The organism is Clostridioides sp. LIBA-7602 (assembly GCF_056688945.1).
In genome coordinates this window covers 2,935,320-2,954,991 of record NZ_CP196991.1, presented here as the reverse complement: position 1 = coordinate 2,954,991, position 19,672 = coordinate 2,935,320, and the positions used below count along the sequence as shown (strand labels likewise).

Sequence of the window (19,672 nt, the reverse complement as noted above, 5' to 3'; positions counted from 1 at the left end):
ATACTAATGCCCTTTGTTTTTTTTGTGTTTAAGTATATTTATAATTAAGTGAAATCCAATTAATAACTTATGAAATATTTATAAATTGATAAATAAAATGCTTTTACTAGTATGATATAATTTAGCTAGTATGTATGATAATGGAGGATAGAAGGATGAATAATATATTACTTTTAGAGGATGATAAATCTTTAAATAGGGGAATTAGTTTTAAACTAAAAAAAGAAGGATACAATGTTTTTAATGCATTTAGCATAGAGGAAGCAAAAAATATTTTCGTAAAAGAGGAGATAAATTTAATTATTTCCGATATAGGTCTTCCTGATGGGAGTGGTTTTGATTTTTGTGAGGAGATTAGAAATAAAAGTGATGTATACATAATAATGTTGACAGCCCTTGATGAAGAAGTGGATATTGTTACAGGATATGACTTAGGTGCAGATGATTATATTACAAAGCCATTTAGTTTAATGGTATTAATATCAAAAGTGAATGCATTTATGAAAAGGGTAAATACAGTAAAAAATTATACTTTATTGGTTTGTGATGATTTATTTTTTTATTATATAGAAAATAAGTTGATTATAAAAACAGATGATAAAGAAGAAGAGATAATTTTAAGTAAAACGGAAACTAAACTCTTAAGATATTTGATGGAAAATTCAATGCAGACATTAACTAAAGAACAACTGTTAGAATCTTTATGGGACAATAGTGGAAATTTTGTAGATGATAATACGATTGCAGTAAATATAAGAAGACTTAGACAAAAAGTAGAAAAAAATCCATCTGAGCCTAAGTATATAAAGACAGTAAGGGGTGTTGGATACATGTGGGGGGAAAGGAGTATAAAAAAATGTTAAAAAGTATGAATGTCAAAGATAGCTTGAGTATGAAAGATGATTATATAATGAGAAGAGTTATTGTATGCTCTATCTTATCTGTACTAATAGTAACGCTTGTATTTATACTCTTTGAATATAATAGATTACATAAATTATATGAATATCAAATAAGAAATACTCAAAGTATTGCTGGGATATTGATTGAGAAATATCCAAATGATGAGATAGATATAGTAAAATCTATTTACAATTCTGATTATAGTAAGGTGGCTATTGGAGAAAAAGCATTTAAAAAATTTGGATATGGATTAGAAAATAAAATGTCAAATGATAAAAATTTTGGACTATATTTAAAAACCTTTTTTAAAGAATCAGTTTCTGTTTTTGTAGTAATGTTTATAGTTGTTACAGGTATAATATATTATTTTATAAGATACATAAATAAAAGATTGAGTAAAATTTATTTTATAGTAGATAAGATGTCACAAGAAAATTACTTGAAGGATTCTACTGAGTTAGAAGATACTGGTTATCTAGTAGAATACAATGAGTATTTTAAAGAAGGTACATTTAGCAAGATAAATAACTGTCTATATGAGTTGAATAGAAGTTTAAAGATAAAGTTTATTAAATTAGAGAAAGAAAAAGAAAGTGTAAAGTCATTAGTAACAGATATTTCCCATCAACTAAAAACTCCTTTAGCATCATTAAAATTATATAATACATTGCTTATAGAAGAAGACTTAGAAGAAGACGAAGCTCAAGAGTTTTTAGTAACTAACAAAAATTCTATAAGTAAATTAGAAAGCTTAATAAATTCTTTAGTTAACATATCAAGGCTAGAGATTAGCATGATAAACATAAAAAAAGAAGATAATGATATAAAAAATACTATTTTAAATGCTGTAAAAAGTGTGCTTCCAAAAGCTAAGAGTAAAAATATAACATTAAATTTAAATGAATTCAATAGTAGAATTATACCTCATGATAAAAAATGGACTGAAGAGAGTATTTTCAATGTATTAGATAATGCTGTAAAATACACACAAATGAATGGGGAAATAAATATATCTGTAGAGGAAACTGCCAATTATTTTAAAATTATAATAGAGGATAATGGTAGTGGGATTAAAAAGAGTGAATTTAATAATATATTTAAACGTTTTTATAGAGGTATATCTGAGGAAATCGAATCTATAGAAGGTAGTGGAGTAGGATTGTATCTAAGTAGAAAAATATTAGAAGAACAGGGTGGAAATATTATGGTTTCTTCTAAAGTAGGGGTAGGAAGCAAGTTTTCTTTGTTTCTTACAACTATGTAATATTAAATGAAAGGAAAATGTAAGCCTCTACATTTATTATATAAGTATAAACAGCTCCAGAAATAAAAAGTAATAAAACTTGGGGTAATATAACTTAGAATGAGAGGGAAATTTTATGAAAATACTATACACTGAAAACTTATCAAAACACTATGGAACAGGAGAAAGCTTAGTAAGAGCTTTGGATAATGTTAATTTAGAAATAAATGAAGGTGAATTTGTTGCAATAATAGGAAAATCAGGTTCTGGAAAAAGTACTCTTTTACATATGATTGGAGGTCTTGATATACCTACATCTGGGAATGTATATATAGATAATAAAAATATATTTACATTAAAAGAAGAAGAACTTGCTGTATTTAGAAGAAGAAAGATAGGATTTATATTTCAAAGCTATAACCTAATCCCATCTCTTAATGTGTGGGAAAATGTAGTATTACCAATCGGTCTAGATGGTAGAGAAGTGGATGAACATTTTATAAAAGAACTTCTAAAATCATTGGGACTTGAAAATAAACACGATGTTTTACCAAATACATTATCAGGTGGTCAACAACAAAGGGTAGCAATAGCAAGAGCTTTAGCTACAAGACCTGCTATAATACTTGCAGATGAACCAACTGGAAACCTAGATTCTAAAACATCTGATGAAGTTATGAGTATTCTAAAGTCTATGTCTAAGAAATACAGTCAAACTTTAGTTATGATAACTCATGATGATAGTATAGCTCAAATGGCTGATAGAGTTATATTTATAGAAGATGGTAGGGTATCAAAGGTTGGTGGTAAAAATGATTAATACTACTAAAATAGCAAAAAGTAATCTAAAGCAAAATAAATCAAAAAGTATTTTAATAATAATCACTATAATACTTTCAACTTTAATGCTTTCATCTATTGGAATTTATATTATTGATGCAGGTACATATCAAAAAGAAAATACTATAAAGTATTCAGGTAATTATCATGGTGTATTAGCCAATGTAGACGAAAAACAAGCTAATATATTGAGTAATCATGCAGATGTAGAATTAACTGGTGAAATGAATGGAGTAGGTTTTGAGAAGCTAGAAGATGATTCAAATATTTCTCTAGCATACATGAATGAAGATACTTTAAGATTAAATAACTTTGAGTTTGTCAAAGGTGAGTTACCAACAAAAGAGAATGAAATTGTGTTGGATAGAGGGGCTTTAAAAGCACTTGGTTATAGTAATAAAAATTTAGGTGAAAAGATAAAAATAGCTTATAATGACTATAAAAGTGACAATAGAATTGAAAAAGAGTTCATTATAACTGGAATTTTAAAAACTAGTGAAATATCTGAAGCAGGTAAATATTATTCTGCTATTATATCAGAAACATATATGAAAAATACTAGAGATATGTCACAAGAAGATTTTAATATATATGTAAAATTAAACGATAAAAGTAATTTATCGATAGAACAAGCAAAATCAAAATTAAATAAGATTGCTAATGATATAGGACTGGATACTATTAATGTAGCTGTAAATGAAAATTATATAAATGCTTTAAAACCTGATATGGAAACCATTATGGGTGGAGTATTTGTAGGATTAGTAATTGTATTATCTAGCATTTTAGTAATATACAATATATTCTATATTTCAATAGTTACAAAGGTTCAAGAATTTGGAAAGCTTAGAGCAATTGGTGCAACTAAAAAACAAGTAAAAAATATAGTATTTAAGGAAGGTTTTATCTTAGCAGGGATTGCAATACCAATAGGAACAATTTTAGGTTATGCGCTTGCAAATATTATAATAAAATTAGTTATGGATATGAATGTAAAATCATCACAATTACCAGTTATATTATTGGTTGTAGTAATAAGTTTTATGTCTGTTGTGTTATCACTTTTAAAGCCAATGAAAGTAGCATCAAAAGTATCTATAGTTGATGCAGTAAGGTATACTGGAAATAAAATAAGTAATAAAAATAAGAGAAAAGGTCATAAAAATATAAATTTAAATAGATTATCACAAGCTAATTTAGAAAGAAATAAAAAGCGTACTTACATGACATTGGTATCTCTTATATTGAGTGGAACTATATTTATAACAGTATCAACTGCCTTAGAAAGTTTTGATGCTGAGAAGATGGCAAGAGCAAATTTTCCTTATGATATAGAAGTTAGGCTTTCTGGTTATGAAATGGATAGTGATAAAAATCCTAAAAATAATTTGAATATTTTGCAAATGAATAATCCTTTAAGTAAAGACTTTTTAAATCAAATAAAAAATATAGAAGGAATTAAAAAAATAGAGTCTGCAAGTAGTATAAAGGTTGGAATGGATGATTATGATGTTGAATTTAAACATGACCTTTTACAAAGTGTAGATGAAAATGATGTGAAATCATTAAATAATAATTTAGTAGATGGGAAAATAAATTTTGAAAAACTGCAAACAGGAGATGAAATAATAATTACTCATGTTGATACAGCAAAAGAAATGGGAGTAAAGGCAGGAGATAAAATAAAATTAACTCTATATGATGGAGATAAAGTAATAAAAAAAGAATTTAAGGTTCAAGCAATAGCTATGGGGTCTCCGAGCTTTGGTATAGGAAAAGATTTTATAGATAGAACTTTGAAAAATGATTCAACAAGTAGTTTAGGAATATATACGGAAGAAGGAAAGTATCAAGAAATAAAAGATAGCATAAAGAAAATAGCTAAATCTAATGGATTTCTAGAAACTGATTTTTTAGATAGCAGAATAGAGTCAAATAAAGCTGTGATTTCATTTATAAAAATAATGGGATACACTTTAACAGGTATAATAGGTGTTATCGGATTTATGAATCTTGTAAATACAATGATAACTAGTATAGTTACTAGAAAGAAAGAACTTGGTATGCTTCAAGCCATTGGTCTTACTAATAAACAATTAGTAAAAATGCTTAACTCAGAGGCTATATATTATACTTCTAGAATGATGATAGGAAGTATTTTATCTGGAGGAATATTAGGATATATTGCTGTTATATTCCTAAAAAAGACTGGCTTATCTTATGCAACATATGCTTTACCAATAGTACCAATCCTATTGATGGCTGTATGTATTATTATAGCTCAATTTATAACAACTTATTTAATAGGAAAAAGTTTCAATAAAGAATCACTTATTGATAGAGTAAGATATAGTGAATAAAGTATGGATATTTAATGGATAGTTTTTTAGTAATAAAAATAAGCACACAAAAAAATAATCAAATAGATTAAATTATATAGATACAGAGCAGACAATTAAAATAATGTTTGCTCTGTATTTTTTGTGCAATCAATAGCTATGTCTAATAAATGGATATTATTCATATCAGCAAATGTATCGGTACAATTTCAAAAAAATATAAAATTGTACCATATAAAATGAAAATTTTGTATAATAAGCGTATATAAAATAAAAAGGAGCTGAATATATATGAACAATAAAATTAATTATGCACCAGGACCAACAGAAACTAGGGAAAATGTAAGGTTAGCAAGAGCAGAGAAGACAACAAACCCAGATATAGATGTTGATTTTGTTGAATTTTATAAAAAAACGTGTGAAAAGTTTGGTAATATAGTTGGTACAAAAAATGATGTTTACATATTGAGTGGTGAAGGTATATTAGGGCTTGAAGCAGCTTGTGCATCACTTACAGAAAAGGGAGATAGAGTCCTTGTAATTGATAATGGTATATATGGAGAAGGTTTTAAGGATTTTGTAACAATGTATGGTGGAGAGTATGTGCTTTTTTCAAGCAAATATACAAAAAGTATAGATGTTGATGAATTAAAGGCATTTTTAGATAAAGATAGTAACTTTAAGTATGCAACAGTTGTACACTGTGATACTCCAACTGGTTTATTAAACGATGTAAGTAAAATATGCCCATTACTTAAGGAATATGGGATATTAACTGTAGTTGATTCTGTAGCAGGTATGGTTGGAGAGAGATTAAATGTAGATGAATCTAAAATAGACATAATATTAGGTGGTTCGCAAAAAGCTATCTCTGCACCAGCAGGTCTTACTATAGTTGGGATAAGTAAAGATGCGAAAAATTGCATAAAGAATAGAAAAACAGATGTAATAGGTTTTTATTGTAATTTAAATATATGGGAAGGTTATTATGAAAAAAAATATTTTCCTTATACAATGCCAATAAGCGACATAATAGGTCTTGATAAAGCTCTTGATAATATATTAGAAGAGGGAATAGAAAAAGTATTAGATAGACATGAAAAAATAGCTTATAGTGTCAGAAAATCTATTGAGGAATATGGTCTAGAATTATTTTTAGAAGAAGGATATTCTAATACAGTCACAGCTATAAAAATTCCTGAAAGTATAGGAGCTTTAAAACTTACCAATTACATGCTTAAAAATTATAATACACTTGTTGCAACATCATTAAATCAATACATGGACACTATTTTAAGAATAGGTCACATGGGGGAAAATGCTAATCTAAATAAAATAGAGCACATACTAAATGTTTTGGATAAGAGCCTAAGTGCATTAGGATTTAAAGGAAATGAAAGTTTGTTAGATTTATTTAATAAGTATTATTTTTAATAGATAGACAAGGGGGATGAAGCATGGAAATTACAGCTAAACAAAAATTTACGACGAAAGACATGGTGGAAACTTCACTATTAATAGCTTTAGTATTTATTGCAACTAAATTTATAAATATAAGGTTGCCAATATCTATAAATGGTGGACTTGTTCATTTAGGAACAGCGATGTTATTCATATCAGCGATAGTATTTGGAAGTAAGAAAGGTGCTTTATCGGGTGCTATTGGTATGTCGCTTTTTGATTTAATATCTGGATGGACTCTATGGGCTCCATTTACTTTTATAGTTAGAGGTATTATGGGTTATTTACTTGGAAAGATTGTATGGGCAAATGGCAAGAATGGAAATAATTTTTTAATTAATGTAATAGGTGTAGCTGTCTCATCAATTTGGATGTTATTTGGATATTATGTAACAGAGGTTATACTTTATGGCAATTTTGTAGTACCTCTTACTTCAATACCAGGTAATTTAATGCAAGTATTAATAGGTCTTATAATAGCACTTCCTATTTCTAAAATATTGAAAAAATGTATGAAATGATAGTAAAGTAGATTAAAATTTATGATAGCATAAATTATATTGTATAATATTAAGGTGAAGTACATAATAAAAATATTTTAGGATAGGGGCTAACTCAATATGTTATCAGTTACAAGATATTCAGTTAGAAATGCTCGTTTAAAGCCGTGGGTAAAGTTTATTTGGTATCTTAAGACAGATGAAAATATATTGTTAAACAATAAGTTACTACCCACAGATAGTATAGATATTATTCTTAATCTTTCTGATATTATAGAATATAAAATTGAAAACCAAAACTATACAACTAGTAATATACATTTTAATGGAATAAGAGATAAACATGGATTTATTATTCAACGTGGAAATATACGTGTTATGGGGATTTCTTTTTATCCATTTGGTCTTTATCCATTTTTAAAGATACCAATTTCAGAGTTTAATAGTCAAATTGTCGATTTAGAACAAGTATCAGAGGTCTTTGCAAAAAAATTGGAAGAGTCATTAAATAAAATATTATCAATAGAAAAAGCAGTCTTACATTTAGAAGAAGTATTATTATCCATATTAGAAGAAGGGGTAATAGAAAATAAATCTGTAAAGCTTTTGGATTCATTTATATATGGCAATAGTTCTAATAATGTAAAATCATTTTGTGATAATATGAATATAAATATTAAGACCTTGGAAAGAATCTGTTTAAAGTATACTGGGTATACACCTAAAATTCTAAAGAGAATATGCAGATTTAAAATGGCAAGTAATCAGCTTATTCACACCTATAAAAATAATGAAATTTTTGACTTTATTTATGAAAATGAGTACTATGACCAAGCACACTTTATAAAAGAATTTAAAGAATTCTCAGGGACATCACCAATTAAATTTATTAGTGAGAATAAGACTATTAAAGAAAATATAAGGTATAGTTACTTGTAATTACACTGTCGATTTTTTACAATACCTCTAATTTAGTTTTTGATATGATATAAGAAAAATAAATTGGAGGTTTTGTATATGAAAATTATTACAGAGATAGTGGAATTTAGTGTGGAAGAAAACTTGTCAAAAGACGAGTTTATAGAGATTGTAAATGATTTAGAAATGAAATTTCATTCTATACAACCTGGTTTTATTGATACAGAGCTTTTGTATGATGAAAAAAGCCAAAAATGGATTATGATACAACATTGGGACTCTATGGAAGACCTTAAGAATTCTTCTAGCAAGATGTTTAAGGATTCTTCAACTGAGAAATTTAGAAAAGCCTTAAAAAGTCAAACTGTTAAAATGAACATAATGCCACAAATTAAAAGCTGGAAATTATAGTATTAAATCTAAAAAGTAATTAAACCACAAGAAAATAAATTAGCCAAATAACATTTTGTATTAAAATTGTTATTTGGCTTTTAATATATATTTTAATATTTAAACATTATCATCTAAAAAAACTATTGCTGTACGAGATGCAACAGGTAGTTTTGAAGATGGTGGGGCTGAACTAAAGTATACATTATAGTCTAGTAAATTTTCTTTTTTTGTATTTCCTCCAAACTCTATCATATCAGTACTTAGTATTGTTTTATAGTTTGTATTTTGAAATTTTGAAATATCGACTGACTGTATTAGATTAGGATGGAAATTAAATATAAATAAATATTTGCCCTTACTGTACACTAAAAGTTTTTTATCATTATCCATATGTATAAGTTCATAGCTATTTTGGATAAAAACATCACCGTATTTTGTAAGTTCAAGCATAGCATTATCAAAGTTTAATAATTGTTTATATTTTAAAGTATCATTTTCTGAAAGGTTCCATTGTCTTCTAGCATACTTATAACTCCAATTATTTCCTTCTCGTGGAAAATCAATCCATTCAGGATGTCCAAATTCATTTCCCATAAAATTTAGGTAACCTTCACCAGCTAAAGAAAAAGTTATTAATTTAATTAGCTTAATTAGAGATATGGCTCTATTGATAACATGGTTATTTGAGTCTATTTCCATATTCCAGTACATTTCCTTGTCAGCCAACCAAAAAATAATTGTTTTGTCACCAACTAACGCTTGGTCATGAGATTCACAATAACCTATATTTTTTTCACCAGGACGTCTAGTTGTAAGCTCATACCACATTTTACCTAAATCCCAGTTTTCATCAGATAAGTTAGAAATAGTTTTTATCCAAAAATCTGGTACTCCCATTGCAAGTCTGTAGTCAAATCCTATTCCACCATCTTCTATAGGTATACACATACCAGGCATTCCGCTCATATCTTCTGCGATACTTATTGAATTAGGTTTAATCTCTTTTATTAATTCGTTTGCAAATTGGAGATATGTTATGGCTTCAATATCTGTATTCATGCTAAAATATTTTTTATAACTATCAAATGAAACTCCAAGACCATGGTTATGATATAACATTGAGGTTACACCATCAAACCTAAAGCCATCAAAATGGTACTCATTTAACCAAAATTTTATGTTTGAAAGTAAAAAATGGATTACTTCGGGTTTACCATAGTTAAATAGCTTTGTACCCCAAGCAGGATGATTTCCTTTTGAACCTGAGTGGAAGAATTGATGTTCACTTCCATCAAACTCATTTATTCCCTCCAAAGTATTCTTTACAGCATGAGAATGAACTAAATCTAATAAAACAGCAATTCCCATAGAATGAGCAGTATTTATGAGATTTTTTAAGTCTTCAGGAGTACCAAACCTAGATGAGATTGCATAAAAGTTTGAAACTTGATACCCAAAAGATGCATAGTATGGATGTTCCATAATAGCCATAAGCTGAATAGTATTGTATCCAGATTTTTTTATTTTAGGAAGTATATTTTCAGTAAATTCATTATACGTTCCGATAGATTCGTTTTCAGTAGCCATGCCTATATGACATTCATAGATTAGTGGAGAAGCTATGCTTTTTAAGTCAAATTCATTATCAGTCCAGACAAACGGAGTTTTTGGTTGCCATATTTGTCCATTAAATCCACCAAAATCCTTTTGAATTACTCTTTTTATATATAGTGGTATACGGTCAAATGTTTTTCCATTTGCAGTTACTTGTACTTTTACCTCTGATTTGTGAGGTAAGCTATCTTTACCAGGAATAAATATCTCCCAATTACCAGAACCAACTTTTTTGAGAAGATGAGATTTTCTATTCCAATTATTAAAGTCACCAATTAATGATAAACTGTCTGCATTTGGAGCCCATTCTCTGTAAAACCATCCATCATTTGTTTGATGAAAGCCATAGTAAAGGTGAGCATTTGCAAAAGAATTAAAATCTTTATAGTTAGTTAATATTTTTGACTTCACATCTTCATAGTGTTTCATTCGCTTTTTTATATCAGACTCAAATGGTTGCAGGTATACATCAATGTCTAAAATTTTAAATCTTTTTTGACTTTTCATTTTATTTCTCCTCCATAATAAATATTACATCTAAAAAATAATATTTATCTCATACTATCTTCTCTATATAATTGATATATATTATATAATCCTAATAAAAAGCTTAAACCACCAATGATTAATTTCATAATTTACCTCCTTAGTATTTACACTTATATATCATATTCATCGAAATTTAAAAGTTTGTTTAAAACTCTTTTAATAATATCATAATCAAAGCCTTTATAGGAAAGATGTTGAGAAATTTTTTGATATATTTTCTTTTTATCTTCCTTCTTTACCCTTTCAAACCTTTTTTTTGCTAGATACATAGCATTTTCAAATTCAGTATCCTTATCCAATTCAGACACAGCTTCATCAATTGTACTTCTATTGATACCTTTATTATATAGATTTTGCTTAATTCTGTTTTTACCACATCTATTTAAATTAACATTTGTATTAACTATTTTTTGAGCTAATACACTATCATTTACGAGATTATAATTTTTAAGAAAATCTATAACTCTATCAATTATGTTTTCATCAAATTCTGCTGATAACTTTTCTTTTATTTTTTTTTCAGACTGGTCAGCATGAGATAAAATATTTAGTGCTTTATTTTTAGCTTTTATATACATTTCATCGTCTAAAAGAGGTTTTAATTCCTCTTCATTTATTTCATTACCCTTTTTTAAATTGAATGTATAAACAAGTTCTTTAAATATAGCAATAAAAAATTTATCATCTACATAAATATTAACTCTATCATCATTTCTTTTTTGTTGTTCTATCTTAGTAATTGTGCCCATAAATCCTCCCTTTTTGTATGTAATTATATTAACAAAAGCAACTAATAAAATTTAATAAAAAACTTACATTTATATGTTATATTTTATCAAAATTAAGACAAAATAGTAAAAAGTTATTTTTATTAAAAAGTAAAGTAAAAACATGTTAAATAATTATTTTTTAAAGCATTTTTTAGCATATAAATATAATTATATACCAAAAAAAATAAATTATAAGCTTTAAGAAATAAAAAATAATGGTACAATAGTATTATAACATTAAAAGGAGACAAAATATGAAAAGCGAAAATCTAGTTAAGAAGGCGGAATTGAAAAATACTGAAAAACTAGAGAAATTTAATCGCCATAAAGGCAAAATCAAAATAGGTATATTGGGAGGTACTTTTGACCCTATACACTATGCTCATTTAGCAACAGCAGAGTTTATTAGAGACAAGTATGACATTGACAAAATTATCTTTATACCATCAGGAAATCCACCACATAAACTATGTATCACTACAGACAAGTATGATAGATATAATATGACACTTCTAGCAACTGAAAGCAACGAAGATTTTTTAGTTTCAAAAGTAGAAATCGAAAGAAAAAAAAGGACTTATACAATAGACACATTAAAATACTTGAAGAAAAAATACAAAGATGCAGATATTTATTTTATAACAGGGGCAGATGCTATTTGTAGTGTTGAAGAGTGGAAAGATGTAAAGAAAAACTTTGAGTTAGCTACCTTTATAGCTGCGACAAGACCAGGAATTAGTTTGTTAAGGTCACAAGAGACTATAGAAAAGTTAACTAAAAAGTATGATGCTGACATTATAACAGTTTATGTTCCATCACTGGATATATCGTCCACATATATAAGGGAACAGCTAAATGAAGGCAAGTCAATACGTTACTTAGTACCCGAAAATGTAGAAAATTATTTATATGAAAATAAACTATATCAATATGGAGATGATTAAATGAACTTAGAGAATATTAACCAGAGACTAAATCAAATGCTACCAGTGGGGAGGCTTAGCCACTCAAAAAATGTTGCAAAATGTGCTGAAAAATTATGTGAGATTTATGGGTGTGACAAAGAAAAAGCTTGTTTAGCAGGAATGATTCATGATTGTGCAAAGTATTTAAGCGATAAAGAAATAGAAGATTATGTAAATAAGTATGAAATATACTTAGACCCAATAGAGGATGGAAATCGCTCTCTATCTCATAGTGTAATTGGGTCATACATATGTAAGTATGAGTTTGGAATAGAAGATGAAGATGTTATAAATGCAATCAAATATCATACGACAGGAAGAGAAGATATGTCTCTTTTAGAAAAAATAATTTACATAGCAGATTTAATTGAAGAAGGAAGAAAATTCCCAGTTGTAGATACATTAAGAGATTTAGCATATGGGGGAAAGCTTGATGAAGCACTTTTGACTTCTTTTAATAATACTTTAATGTTTGTTATCAATAAAGAAGAAGAGATACATCCAAGAACAGTTATGGCAAGAAACTATCTAATTAAAGAAAAGTTATTATAAAAAACCTGCATAAAGGTAAATATATTAATAAATTTAAAGTTGACTATGTTACAAAATCATATTAATATGTTACAATAACTAAGTGTACTTTAATTAGGAAAGTGAGGAATTTTATATGACAGTGGAACAAATGACAAAAATAGCATATGATGCCATAGAAGATAAACTGGGTCAAGATACAGTTATAATAAATATAGGAAAGGTTTCTAGTTTGTGTGATTACTTTATTATCACTACAGCATCTTCTCAGAGACAGGTAAAAGCTATTGCTGATAATGTAGAAGATGAATTATCAAAACTAGGACTAGAACCAAGAGGAAAAGAAGGACAAAGCACTCAAACTTGGGTACTTCTTGATTATGGAGATGTAATGGTTCATGTATTTAATGAGGAAAACAGAGGATTTTATAATTTAGAAAAATTATGGAAAGATGCACCTTATATAGATATTGACACATTAGCATAAACATGATAATATATGTTATTATAATTAGAAAATTTCAAAAATTATATTAAATTGAATAGACTAGAGCAGTAAAAGACTATATTTTTTCAGAGAGTTAGTGGCAGGTGAGAACTAATATTATATAACTTTGAACTTACTAGATTGAAATCTATTTTCCGTAGCTGGATTAAAAGCTATCTAAGAGGGTCTATATAATGTAGGCTAATTAGGGTGGTACCGCGAAGATTTATCCTCGTCCCTAAACGTAAGTTTAGTGACGAGGATTTTTTATTTTCAAGGAATTATTTGGAAATTATAAGTAAATAATATTAAATAAGGTAGTTGAACACAACTAAAATAGGAGGCAAAATATGAGCGTATATAATTTTAAAGAAGTAGAATCGAAATGGCAAAAAATTTGGAAAGACAATAATCAATACAAGATGGATACAGCACAAACTGAAAAACCTAATTATTACACATTAGAAATGTTCCCTTATCCATCTGGAAAGATACACATGGGTCATGTTAGAAACTATTCTATAGGTGATGTTGTCGCAAGATTCAAAAAAATGGAAGGGTATAATGTACTTCATCCAATGGGATGGGATTCTTTTGGTTTACCAGCTGAAAATGCTGCTATAAAGCATGGGATACATCCACACAAATGGACAATGGAAAATATAGAAGAAATGAAAGAACAATTAAATTTATTAGGCCTTAGCTATGATTGGGATAAAGAAGTAGCAACTTCAACTCCAGAATACTATAGATTTACTCAAGAGATATTTTTGAAATTTTTAGAACATGGACTTGCATATAAGAAAAAATCTTATGTTAACTGGTGTCCTTCTTGTGAGACTGTTCTTGCAAATGAGCAAGTTGTTCAAGGAGCATGTGAGAGATGTAAAGCAACAGTATTAAAGAAAGATTTAGAGCAATGGTATTTTAAGACTACTGAATTTGCAGAAGAATTACTTAATGATTTAGATACATTAGATGGATGGCCAGAAAAGGTTAAAATAATGCAAAAAAATTGGATAGGTAAGAGTACAGGAGCAGACTTAGTTTTTGATATAGATGGAACTGATAAGTCTATGACAGTATTTACAACTAGACCAGATACAACTTATGGAGTTACTTATATGGTACTTGCTCCAGAACATGAGTTAGTTAAAGAATTGGTTGCTGGTACTGAATATGAAGCAGAGGTTGAAGCTTTTGTTCAAAAAATGCATACAATGACAGAAATAGAAAGAACAGCGGCTGATGTAGAAAAAGAAGGAATGTTTATAGGTAGATACGTTATAAATCCTTTAAATGGTAAGAAGGTTCCTCTATGGATAGCTAATTATGTGTTAGTTGAATATGGAACTGGAGCTATAATGGCAGTTCCTGCACATGATGAAAGAGATAGAGAATTTGCTGAGAAATATAATTTAGATATAATAGATGTAATAACAGAAGATAACAAAATGATAAACTCAGAAGAGTTTAATGGATTAGATGCTTCAGAAGGATTTGAAGGAATAATAGATAAATTAGAAAAAGAAGGTAGAGGAAAGAGAACTATTAACTATAGATTAAGAGACTGGTTAGTTTCAAGACAAAGATATTGGGGTTGTCCTATACCTGTAGTTTATTGTGATGAATGTGGAATAGTTCCAGTTAAGAAAGAAGATTTACCAGTTCTTTTACCAACTGACGTTGAGTTTACTGGAAAAGGGGAATCTCCACTTACTACTTCAAAGCAATTTATGTCAACAACTTGTCCTCACTGTGGAAAACCAGCTAGAAGAGAAGTTGACACTATGGATACATTTGTAGATTCTTCTTGGTATTTCTTGAGATATGTGGATAGCAATAATGAAAATGAGCCATTTAGTAAAGCGTTAGTTAATAGATGGCATCCAGTAGACCAATATATAGGCGGAGTAGAACATGCTATAATGCACTTGCTTTATGCAAGATGGTTTGTAAAAGCATTTAAGAGTATGGGGATGGTAGATTTCGATGAGCCATTTAAAAACTTACTTACTCAAGGAATGGTTCTTATGGATGGTTCTAAAATGAGTAAATCTAAAGGTAATACAGTATCACCTATGGATATAATTGATGAGTATGGAGCAGATACTGCAAGACTTTTTGTATTATTTGCAGCACCACCAGAAAGAGATTTAGACTGGTCAGAGCAAGGTGTTGATGGATGCTTTAGATTCTTAAATAGAGTTTATAGATTGGTTGATGAGTTAGCAGATGTAGTTAAAAAGGACGTAGAGTTTGGAGAATTAAATTCTCAAGATAAAGATATGAGATATACTATACATTCTACACTTAAAAAAGTTACAGCTGATTTAAGTGAAAAATTTGGATTTAATACTGCTATATCAGCTCTTATGGAATTAATAAATGATATGTATAAATATAAAGAGTTAGATAATATAAATGAAGCAGTTATAAAAGAAGGTGTACAAACTATAGTAACTATAATTGCACCATTTGCACCTCATTTAGGTGAAGAATTATGGACTATGATAGGTAAAGATGGAAGCGTATTTGATATAGATTGGCCTAAGTATGATGAAAAAGCTTTAGTAAAAGATGAAATAGAAGTTGTTGTACAAGTTAATGGAAAAGTTAGAGGAAAATTAACTGTTAACTCAAATATATCTAAAGAAGAAATGGAAAAAGTAGCTTTAGAAGATGAAAAAATAAAAGGATTAGTTGAAGGCAAAACTATAGTTAAAGTTGTTGCTGTACCTAAGAAGTTAGTTAATGTAGTTGTGAAATAAATCAAAACTATAAGATAAAATAATACCCCTATTACAAATTAATTAAAAATTTGTAATAGGGGTTTATTGTTTTAAGATTTATTATAATTAACAGTAGATTCCTTTTTCAAAGAAATCCTTGATTTCATCAAGATTATCAGTTTTTCCAAGTGCCAAGATAAGTTTTATTCTAGCTTTTTGACCTGGAAGGTCTCCACCAAATATACATCCAAGATTTTTTAAATCTCTGCCAGAGCCATAATAACCATAGCTATCAAACACTCTACCTGAGTGGCATCTAGAAACTATAACAACAGGAAGTCCTTTTTCTCTAGCATATTCAACTCCAGAAAGCATCTGAGGAGGAATATTACCTCTACCCATTGCCTCAATAACTATACCTTTATATCCACTATCAACAGCAAATCTTATAAAGTCTGCATTTTCTCCTACATATGCTTTAAATAAAGCAACTTTAGATTCTACTTTATCAGTATCTATAATTGTTCTATTTACGATATCTCTTGTAAGAACAAGTTCATTACAGTCAATTATTCCTAATGGGCCACTAGTTAAAGATTTAAATGTATTTAAAGAAAGAGTATTTGTTTTAGTAGCTTCAGAAGCCAATAATACTTCATTGTTTAAAACTACAAGAACACCTTTGCCCATAGCATCTTTAGATACAGCAGTACAAACTGATGCAGATAAATTACTTGAACCATCATATCCAAGCTCAGAGCTACTTCTCATAGCACCTGTGACTATTACAGGTTTGATATTATCAATTGTAAGGTCTAGAAAATAAGCTGTTTCTTCTAAACTATCTGTACCATGTGTTATTACAACTCCTGTAATATCTTTTCTAGCTAATAAATCATTTACATAATTTTTTAATTCCATCATTCTATAAGGCGTTATATGAGGTCCTGGAATTTCATCAAAGTTAAAGACCTCAACATCTGCAACTTTATCAATGTTGGTAACCATTGATAATATTTGTTCCCCTGATAAGGTTGGTATAGCAGCTCCCACTTTATCATCTACTGTCATAGATATAGTTCCACCAGTAAAAACTATGGCAACTTTTTTCTTAATACTCATACTATTCTCTGCCTTTCATAAATAAAATTTATAATTCCGATAGGATTATATCAAAAAAAGTAGCTAAGGTCTACATAAATTCTTTTATTCATATAATTTAGATATTTCAGTGTAATAGAACTATTTAATAGTTTTTTGCCATTCAGTAACGTAGCTATTTAGTATTTCTCTTATGGCTTTTCCTATCTTAGTGTAAGCTTCATCATATAAATTTGCTAGAGATATTCTAATTGACCATTCAGGGCCATAGAATCCATTTCCACTAAGTAAGACTACAGAATAGTCATTAGCTAATTTATAAAGAACATCTACTGGAGTGGAATTTTTATTTATAAATTTAAATAAGTCTTCTCCATAGTTTAATTTAGCCCATTCTTCAATATCAAACTGAGTATAATATGCAGCATTATTTTTACTTTCATTGATTGGAAGCTCTAAAGCTTCAAACAGTAGCTTCTGACGTCTATGACAAATACTCATATTAAGTTTTTTGTAGGCATCAACTTTGTCAATTAAGGCAAAGGCAGAGAAAAATGCCATTTGTACTTGCTGAGGAGTAGAAAGACCCGCAGTATGATTAAGAGCAACAAGTCTACTATCAGCAACAACTCTTTCCATAAATGAAAGACTAGAAGGATTAAGACTCATATCACTGTAACGCTTATCTACTGATTTTTTTAGTTCTCCAGTTAAATCATTTATCTTCTTATCAAAAACATTCTTCTTATGAAGTGCAAATGTACCAAGTCTCCATCCTGTAACTCCAAAATATTTTGAATAAGAATAAACTCCAACAGTGTTGTAAGGAAGTTTTGACATTAATGATGAAAAGTCTTCTACAAAAGTTCCATACACATCATCTGATATTATCATTAAATCTTTGTTATAATTCTCAATCACATCTATTAGGTTATTACAAGATGTGTCATCCATAGCTATAGATGCAGGATTATTTGGATTGACAACAAATAAAGCTTTAATAGACTTGTCACGAAGTTTTTCTAATTCTTTTTTTGTGTATTGCCATGTATGAGCACCTTTTTCATCAACTTCATTAGCATTTATATTTACAACTTTAAAATCGTAACGAGGAAGATTAGGTATTTCAAGATAAGGTGTAAATATTGGAGTCATTAAAGCTATAGTATCACCTTTTTTTAGGAGTTCATTAGCCATTAATGAATCAAAAATATAACACATGGCAGCTGTAGCACCTTCAACAGCAAAAATCTCTACATCACCATATTTACCTGATATATCGTATTTCATTTCTTGAACTAAGTAATCATGTACTATTTTTTCCATATGAGGTAACATTCTATCTGGAAGTGGATAGTTATCACCAATGATTCCATCAGCTAATTCATGAACAAATTCATCTCCATCAAATCCAAGTTCATTTATACCAAAGTTTATAATATCTCTAGCTAAATATGCTCCAGGCATATCTATATTTTCATTTATAAATTTAAAAAATCTTTCTTTTATACCTTTCTTTTGAGGCATTCCAGCCAAGTGACCTAAATCCCAATTAGAACGAGTTTCAGTAATAGCAAAATGACCAAAAGTAAAAAAAGCTTCTCTGGCAGTTGAGCAAGTCCAGTTTGGATTACCACGACCTGCATCAAGTAATTCCCTGTTATTTTCCTTTGCAGTGTATTTTGCAATATCTATTAATTTGTCCTTAAATTCAAAAGGGCTTATTTTTCCATATATGTTTTTGATTTCTTTATAAGTATTATTTTTCATGTTAAATTCCTCCTTATGTAATAAGTTTCACATTTTTATAATAAAATAAACAAGTTACCAAAATGATTATACTTTAATTATAATAGGTTTATAGAAAAAGTAAAGTATAAAATTAAAATGATTATTCTATTTAACCTTATTAAATGTATATTAAAATAAAAAATACCTTTTAATAAAAAATGATTACTATATAAAATAAAACTTCAATTTGATTGGCATTTTAGTTTTTTTATTATATTTTATTATTAATGTATAGTTTTCTAATTTTGAATAAAAATAAAGTAAAACTTTCTTTTACATTGAAGTTGTTTAGTAATATATATTTATTATTATTTTGTTGACTTTAATAAGGTTAAAAAAAGCTAAAAAAAGAGTCTATAAGTAAATAAAATAATATAAAATATAAATTTTAATAAAAATAATAAAGAATACATTGTTATTTTGATAAAATTGTAAAATATATTTTTAAATTATCATTTAATGTAATTTAAACGAATTGAAGATATGTGTTTATTGTATTCAATTGTTGTATTTTTAGTTTTTTTGTGATTAATTA

At 28.1% G+C, this 19,672-nt stretch carries 16 protein-coding genes and 1 other annotated feature; of the genes, 12 read left to right on the top strand and 4 right to left on the bottom strand.

Features of this window, described 5'->3' with window-relative positions; translation table 11 throughout:
- Positions 1 to 155: 155 nt before the first annotated feature.
- The 8 genes from ACTG45_RS14140 (at position 156) to ACTG45_RS14105 (ending at position 8,615) form a co-directional block, all read left to right on the top strand.
- Positions 156 to 863: a response regulator transcription factor gene (locus ACTG45_RS14140; protein ID WP_021385381.1), complete on the top strand. Its 708-nt coding sequence runs from the start codon at positions 156 to 158 to the stop codon at positions 861 to 863.
- Complete coding sequence (locus tag ACTG45_RS14135; protein WP_479919217.1) at positions 857 to 2,167, top strand: sensor histidine kinase; 1,311 nt, start codon at positions 857 to 859, stop codon at positions 2,165 to 2,167. Before ACTG45_RS14140 ends, ACTG45_RS14135 begins: the two co-directional genes overlap by 7 nt.
- Before the next feature lie 115 nt (positions 2,168 to 2,282).
- Positions 2,283 to 2,966, top strand: coding sequence for an ABC transporter ATP-binding protein (locus tag ACTG45_RS14130; protein ID WP_479919216.1), 684 nt, complete (start codon positions 2,283 to 2,285; stop codon positions 2,964 to 2,966).
- Entirely contained in the window at positions 2,959 to 5,346 is a 2,388-nt protein-coding gene (locus tag ACTG45_RS14125) for an ABC transporter permease (RefSeq protein ID WP_479919215.1), read from the top strand. Before ACTG45_RS14130 ends, ACTG45_RS14125 begins: the two co-directional genes overlap by 8 nt.
- A 270-nt stretch (positions 5,347 to 5,616) precedes the next feature.
- Positions 5,617 to 6,759, top strand: coding sequence for a pyridoxal-phosphate-dependent aminotransferase family protein (locus ACTG45_RS14120; protein ID WP_479919214.1), 1,143 nt, complete (start codon positions 5,617 to 5,619; stop codon positions 6,757 to 6,759).
- A 23-nt stretch (positions 6,760 to 6,782) separates the two neighbouring features.
- Positions 6,783 to 7,307, top strand: coding sequence for an ECF transporter S component (locus tag ACTG45_RS14115; RefSeq protein ID WP_021385547.1), 525 nt, complete (start codon positions 6,783 to 6,785; stop codon positions 7,305 to 7,307).
- A 99-nt stretch (positions 7,308 to 7,406) separates the two neighbouring features.
- Complete coding sequence (locus ACTG45_RS14110) at positions 7,407 to 8,225, top strand: DUF6597 domain-containing transcriptional factor (protein ID WP_479919213.1); 819 nt, start codon at positions 7,407 to 7,409, stop codon at positions 8,223 to 8,225.
- Between the two features lie 78 nt (positions 8,226 to 8,303).
- On the top strand, positions 8,304 to 8,615 hold the full coding sequence (locus ACTG45_RS14105) for an antibiotic biosynthesis monooxygenase family protein (protein WP_479917224.1): 312 nt from the start codon (positions 8,304 to 8,306) through the stop codon (positions 8,613 to 8,615).
- Between the two features lie 99 nt (positions 8,616 to 8,714).
- On the opposite strand, the gene ACTG45_RS14100 is transcribed toward ACTG45_RS14105, so the two are convergent.
- A complete protein-coding gene (locus ACTG45_RS14100; RefSeq protein ID WP_479919212.1) occupies positions 8,715 to 10,718 on the bottom strand; it encodes an alpha-amylase family glycosyl hydrolase in 2,004 nt (667 codons plus the stop codon).
- Positions 10,719 to 10,870: 152 nt separating this feature from the next.
- Positions 10,871 to 11,509: a recombination regulator RecX gene (recX, locus tag ACTG45_RS14095; RefSeq protein WP_021385486.1), complete on the bottom strand. Its 639-nt coding sequence runs from the start codon at positions 11,507 to 11,509 to the stop codon at positions 10,871 to 10,873.
- A gap of 275 nt (positions 11,510 to 11,784) precedes the next feature.
- On the opposite strand from recX, the gene nadD reads away from it, so the two are divergent.
- The 4 genes from nadD to leuS all read left to right on the top strand — a co-directional run bounded on the left by nadD (position 11,785) and on the right by leuS (position 16,284).
- Positions 11,785 to 12,474, top strand: coding sequence for a nicotinate-nucleotide adenylyltransferase (nadD, locus tag ACTG45_RS14090; protein ID WP_021385558.1), 690 nt, complete (start codon positions 11,785 to 11,787; stop codon positions 12,472 to 12,474).
- The gene (yqeK, locus tag ACTG45_RS14085; protein ID WP_021385417.1) at positions 12,475 to 13,047 is read left to right on the top strand and encodes a bis(5'-nucleosyl)-tetraphosphatase (symmetrical) YqeK; all 573 of its coding nucleotides are present in this window, start codon (positions 12,475 to 12,477) and stop codon (positions 13,045 to 13,047) included. It begins immediately after the preceding gene.
- Between the two features lie 115 nt (positions 13,048 to 13,162).
- The gene (rsfS, locus tag ACTG45_RS14080) at positions 13,163 to 13,513 is read left to right on the top strand and encodes a ribosome silencing factor (RefSeq protein WP_021385550.1); all 351 of its coding nucleotides are present in this window, start codon (positions 13,163 to 13,165) and stop codon (positions 13,511 to 13,513) included.
- 52 nt (positions 13,514 to 13,565) lie between these two features.
- Positions 13,566 to 13,756 (top strand) — a binding site (T-box leader).
- 107 nt (positions 13,757 to 13,863) lie between these two features.
- Positions 13,864 to 16,284 carry a leucine--tRNA ligase gene (gene leuS / locus ACTG45_RS14075; protein WP_479919211.1) on the top strand — a complete coding sequence of 807 codons (2,421 nt, stop codon included), beginning with the start codon at positions 13,864 to 13,866 and terminating at the stop codon, positions 16,282 to 16,284.
- An 87-nt stretch (positions 16,285 to 16,371) separates the two neighbouring features.
- Here the strand turns inward: leuS and ACTG45_RS14070 are convergent, their stop codons facing one another.
- Positions 16,372 to 17,367, bottom strand: coding sequence for an asparaginase (locus tag ACTG45_RS14070; RefSeq protein ID WP_021385532.1), 996 nt, complete (start codon positions 17,365 to 17,367; stop codon positions 16,372 to 16,374).
- Positions 17,368 to 17,487: 120 nt separating this feature from the next.
- Positions 17,488 to 19,116: an aspartate 4-decarboxylase gene (aspD, locus tag ACTG45_RS14065; RefSeq protein ID WP_021385413.1), complete on the bottom strand. Its 1,629-nt coding sequence runs from the start codon at positions 19,114 to 19,116 to the stop codon at positions 17,488 to 17,490.
- Positions 19,117 to 19,672 lie beyond the last annotated feature (556 nt).

Coding starts and splice junctions, on each gene's coding strand:
- ACTG45_RS14140 (WP_021385381.1), top strand. CDS start 156: ATGAATAATATATTACTTTTAGAGGATGATAAATCTTTAAATAGGGGA.
- ACTG45_RS14135 (WP_479919217.1), top strand. CDS start 857: ATGTTAAAAAGTATGAATGTCAAAGATAGCTTGAGTATGAAAGATGAT.
- ACTG45_RS14130 (WP_479919216.1), top strand. CDS start 2,283: ATGAAAATACTATACACTGAAAACTTATCAAAACACTATGGAACAGGA.
- ACTG45_RS14125 (WP_479919215.1), top strand. CDS start 2,959: ATGATTAATACTACTAAAATAGCAAAAAGTAATCTAAAGCAAAATAAA.
- ACTG45_RS14120 (WP_479919214.1), top strand. CDS start 5,617: ATGAACAATAAAATTAATTATGCACCAGGACCAACAGAAACTAGGGAA.
- ACTG45_RS14115 (WP_021385547.1), top strand. CDS start 6,783: ATGGAAATTACAGCTAAACAAAAATTTACGACGAAAGACATGGTGGAA.
- ACTG45_RS14110 (WP_479919213.1), top strand. CDS start 7,407: ATGTTATCAGTTACAAGATATTCAGTTAGAAATGCTCGTTTAAAGCCG.
- ACTG45_RS14105 (WP_479917224.1), top strand. CDS start 8,304: ATGAAAATTATTACAGAGATAGTGGAATTTAGTGTGGAAGAAAACTTG.
- ACTG45_RS14100 (WP_479919212.1), bottom strand. CDS start 10,718: ATGAAAAGTCAAAAAAGATTTAAAATTTTAGACATTGATGTATACCTG.
- recX (WP_021385486.1), bottom strand. CDS start 11,509: ATGGGCACAATTACTAAGATAGAACAACAAAAAAGAAATGATGATAGA.
- nadD (WP_021385558.1), top strand. CDS start 11,785: ATGAAAAGCGAAAATCTAGTTAAGAAGGCGGAATTGAAAAATACTGAA.
- yqeK (WP_021385417.1), top strand. CDS start 12,475: ATGAACTTAGAGAATATTAACCAGAGACTAAATCAAATGCTACCAGTG.
- rsfS (WP_021385550.1), top strand. CDS start 13,163: ATGACAGTGGAACAAATGACAAAAATAGCATATGATGCCATAGAAGAT.
- leuS (WP_479919211.1), top strand. CDS start 13,864: ATGAGCGTATATAATTTTAAAGAAGTAGAATCGAAATGGCAAAAAATT.
- ACTG45_RS14070 (WP_021385532.1), bottom strand. CDS start 17,367: ATGAGTATTAAGAAAAAAGTTGCCATAGTTTTTACTGGTGGAACTATA.
- aspD (WP_021385413.1), bottom strand. CDS start 19,116: ATGAAAAATAATACTTATAAAGAAATCAAAAACATATATGGAAAAATA.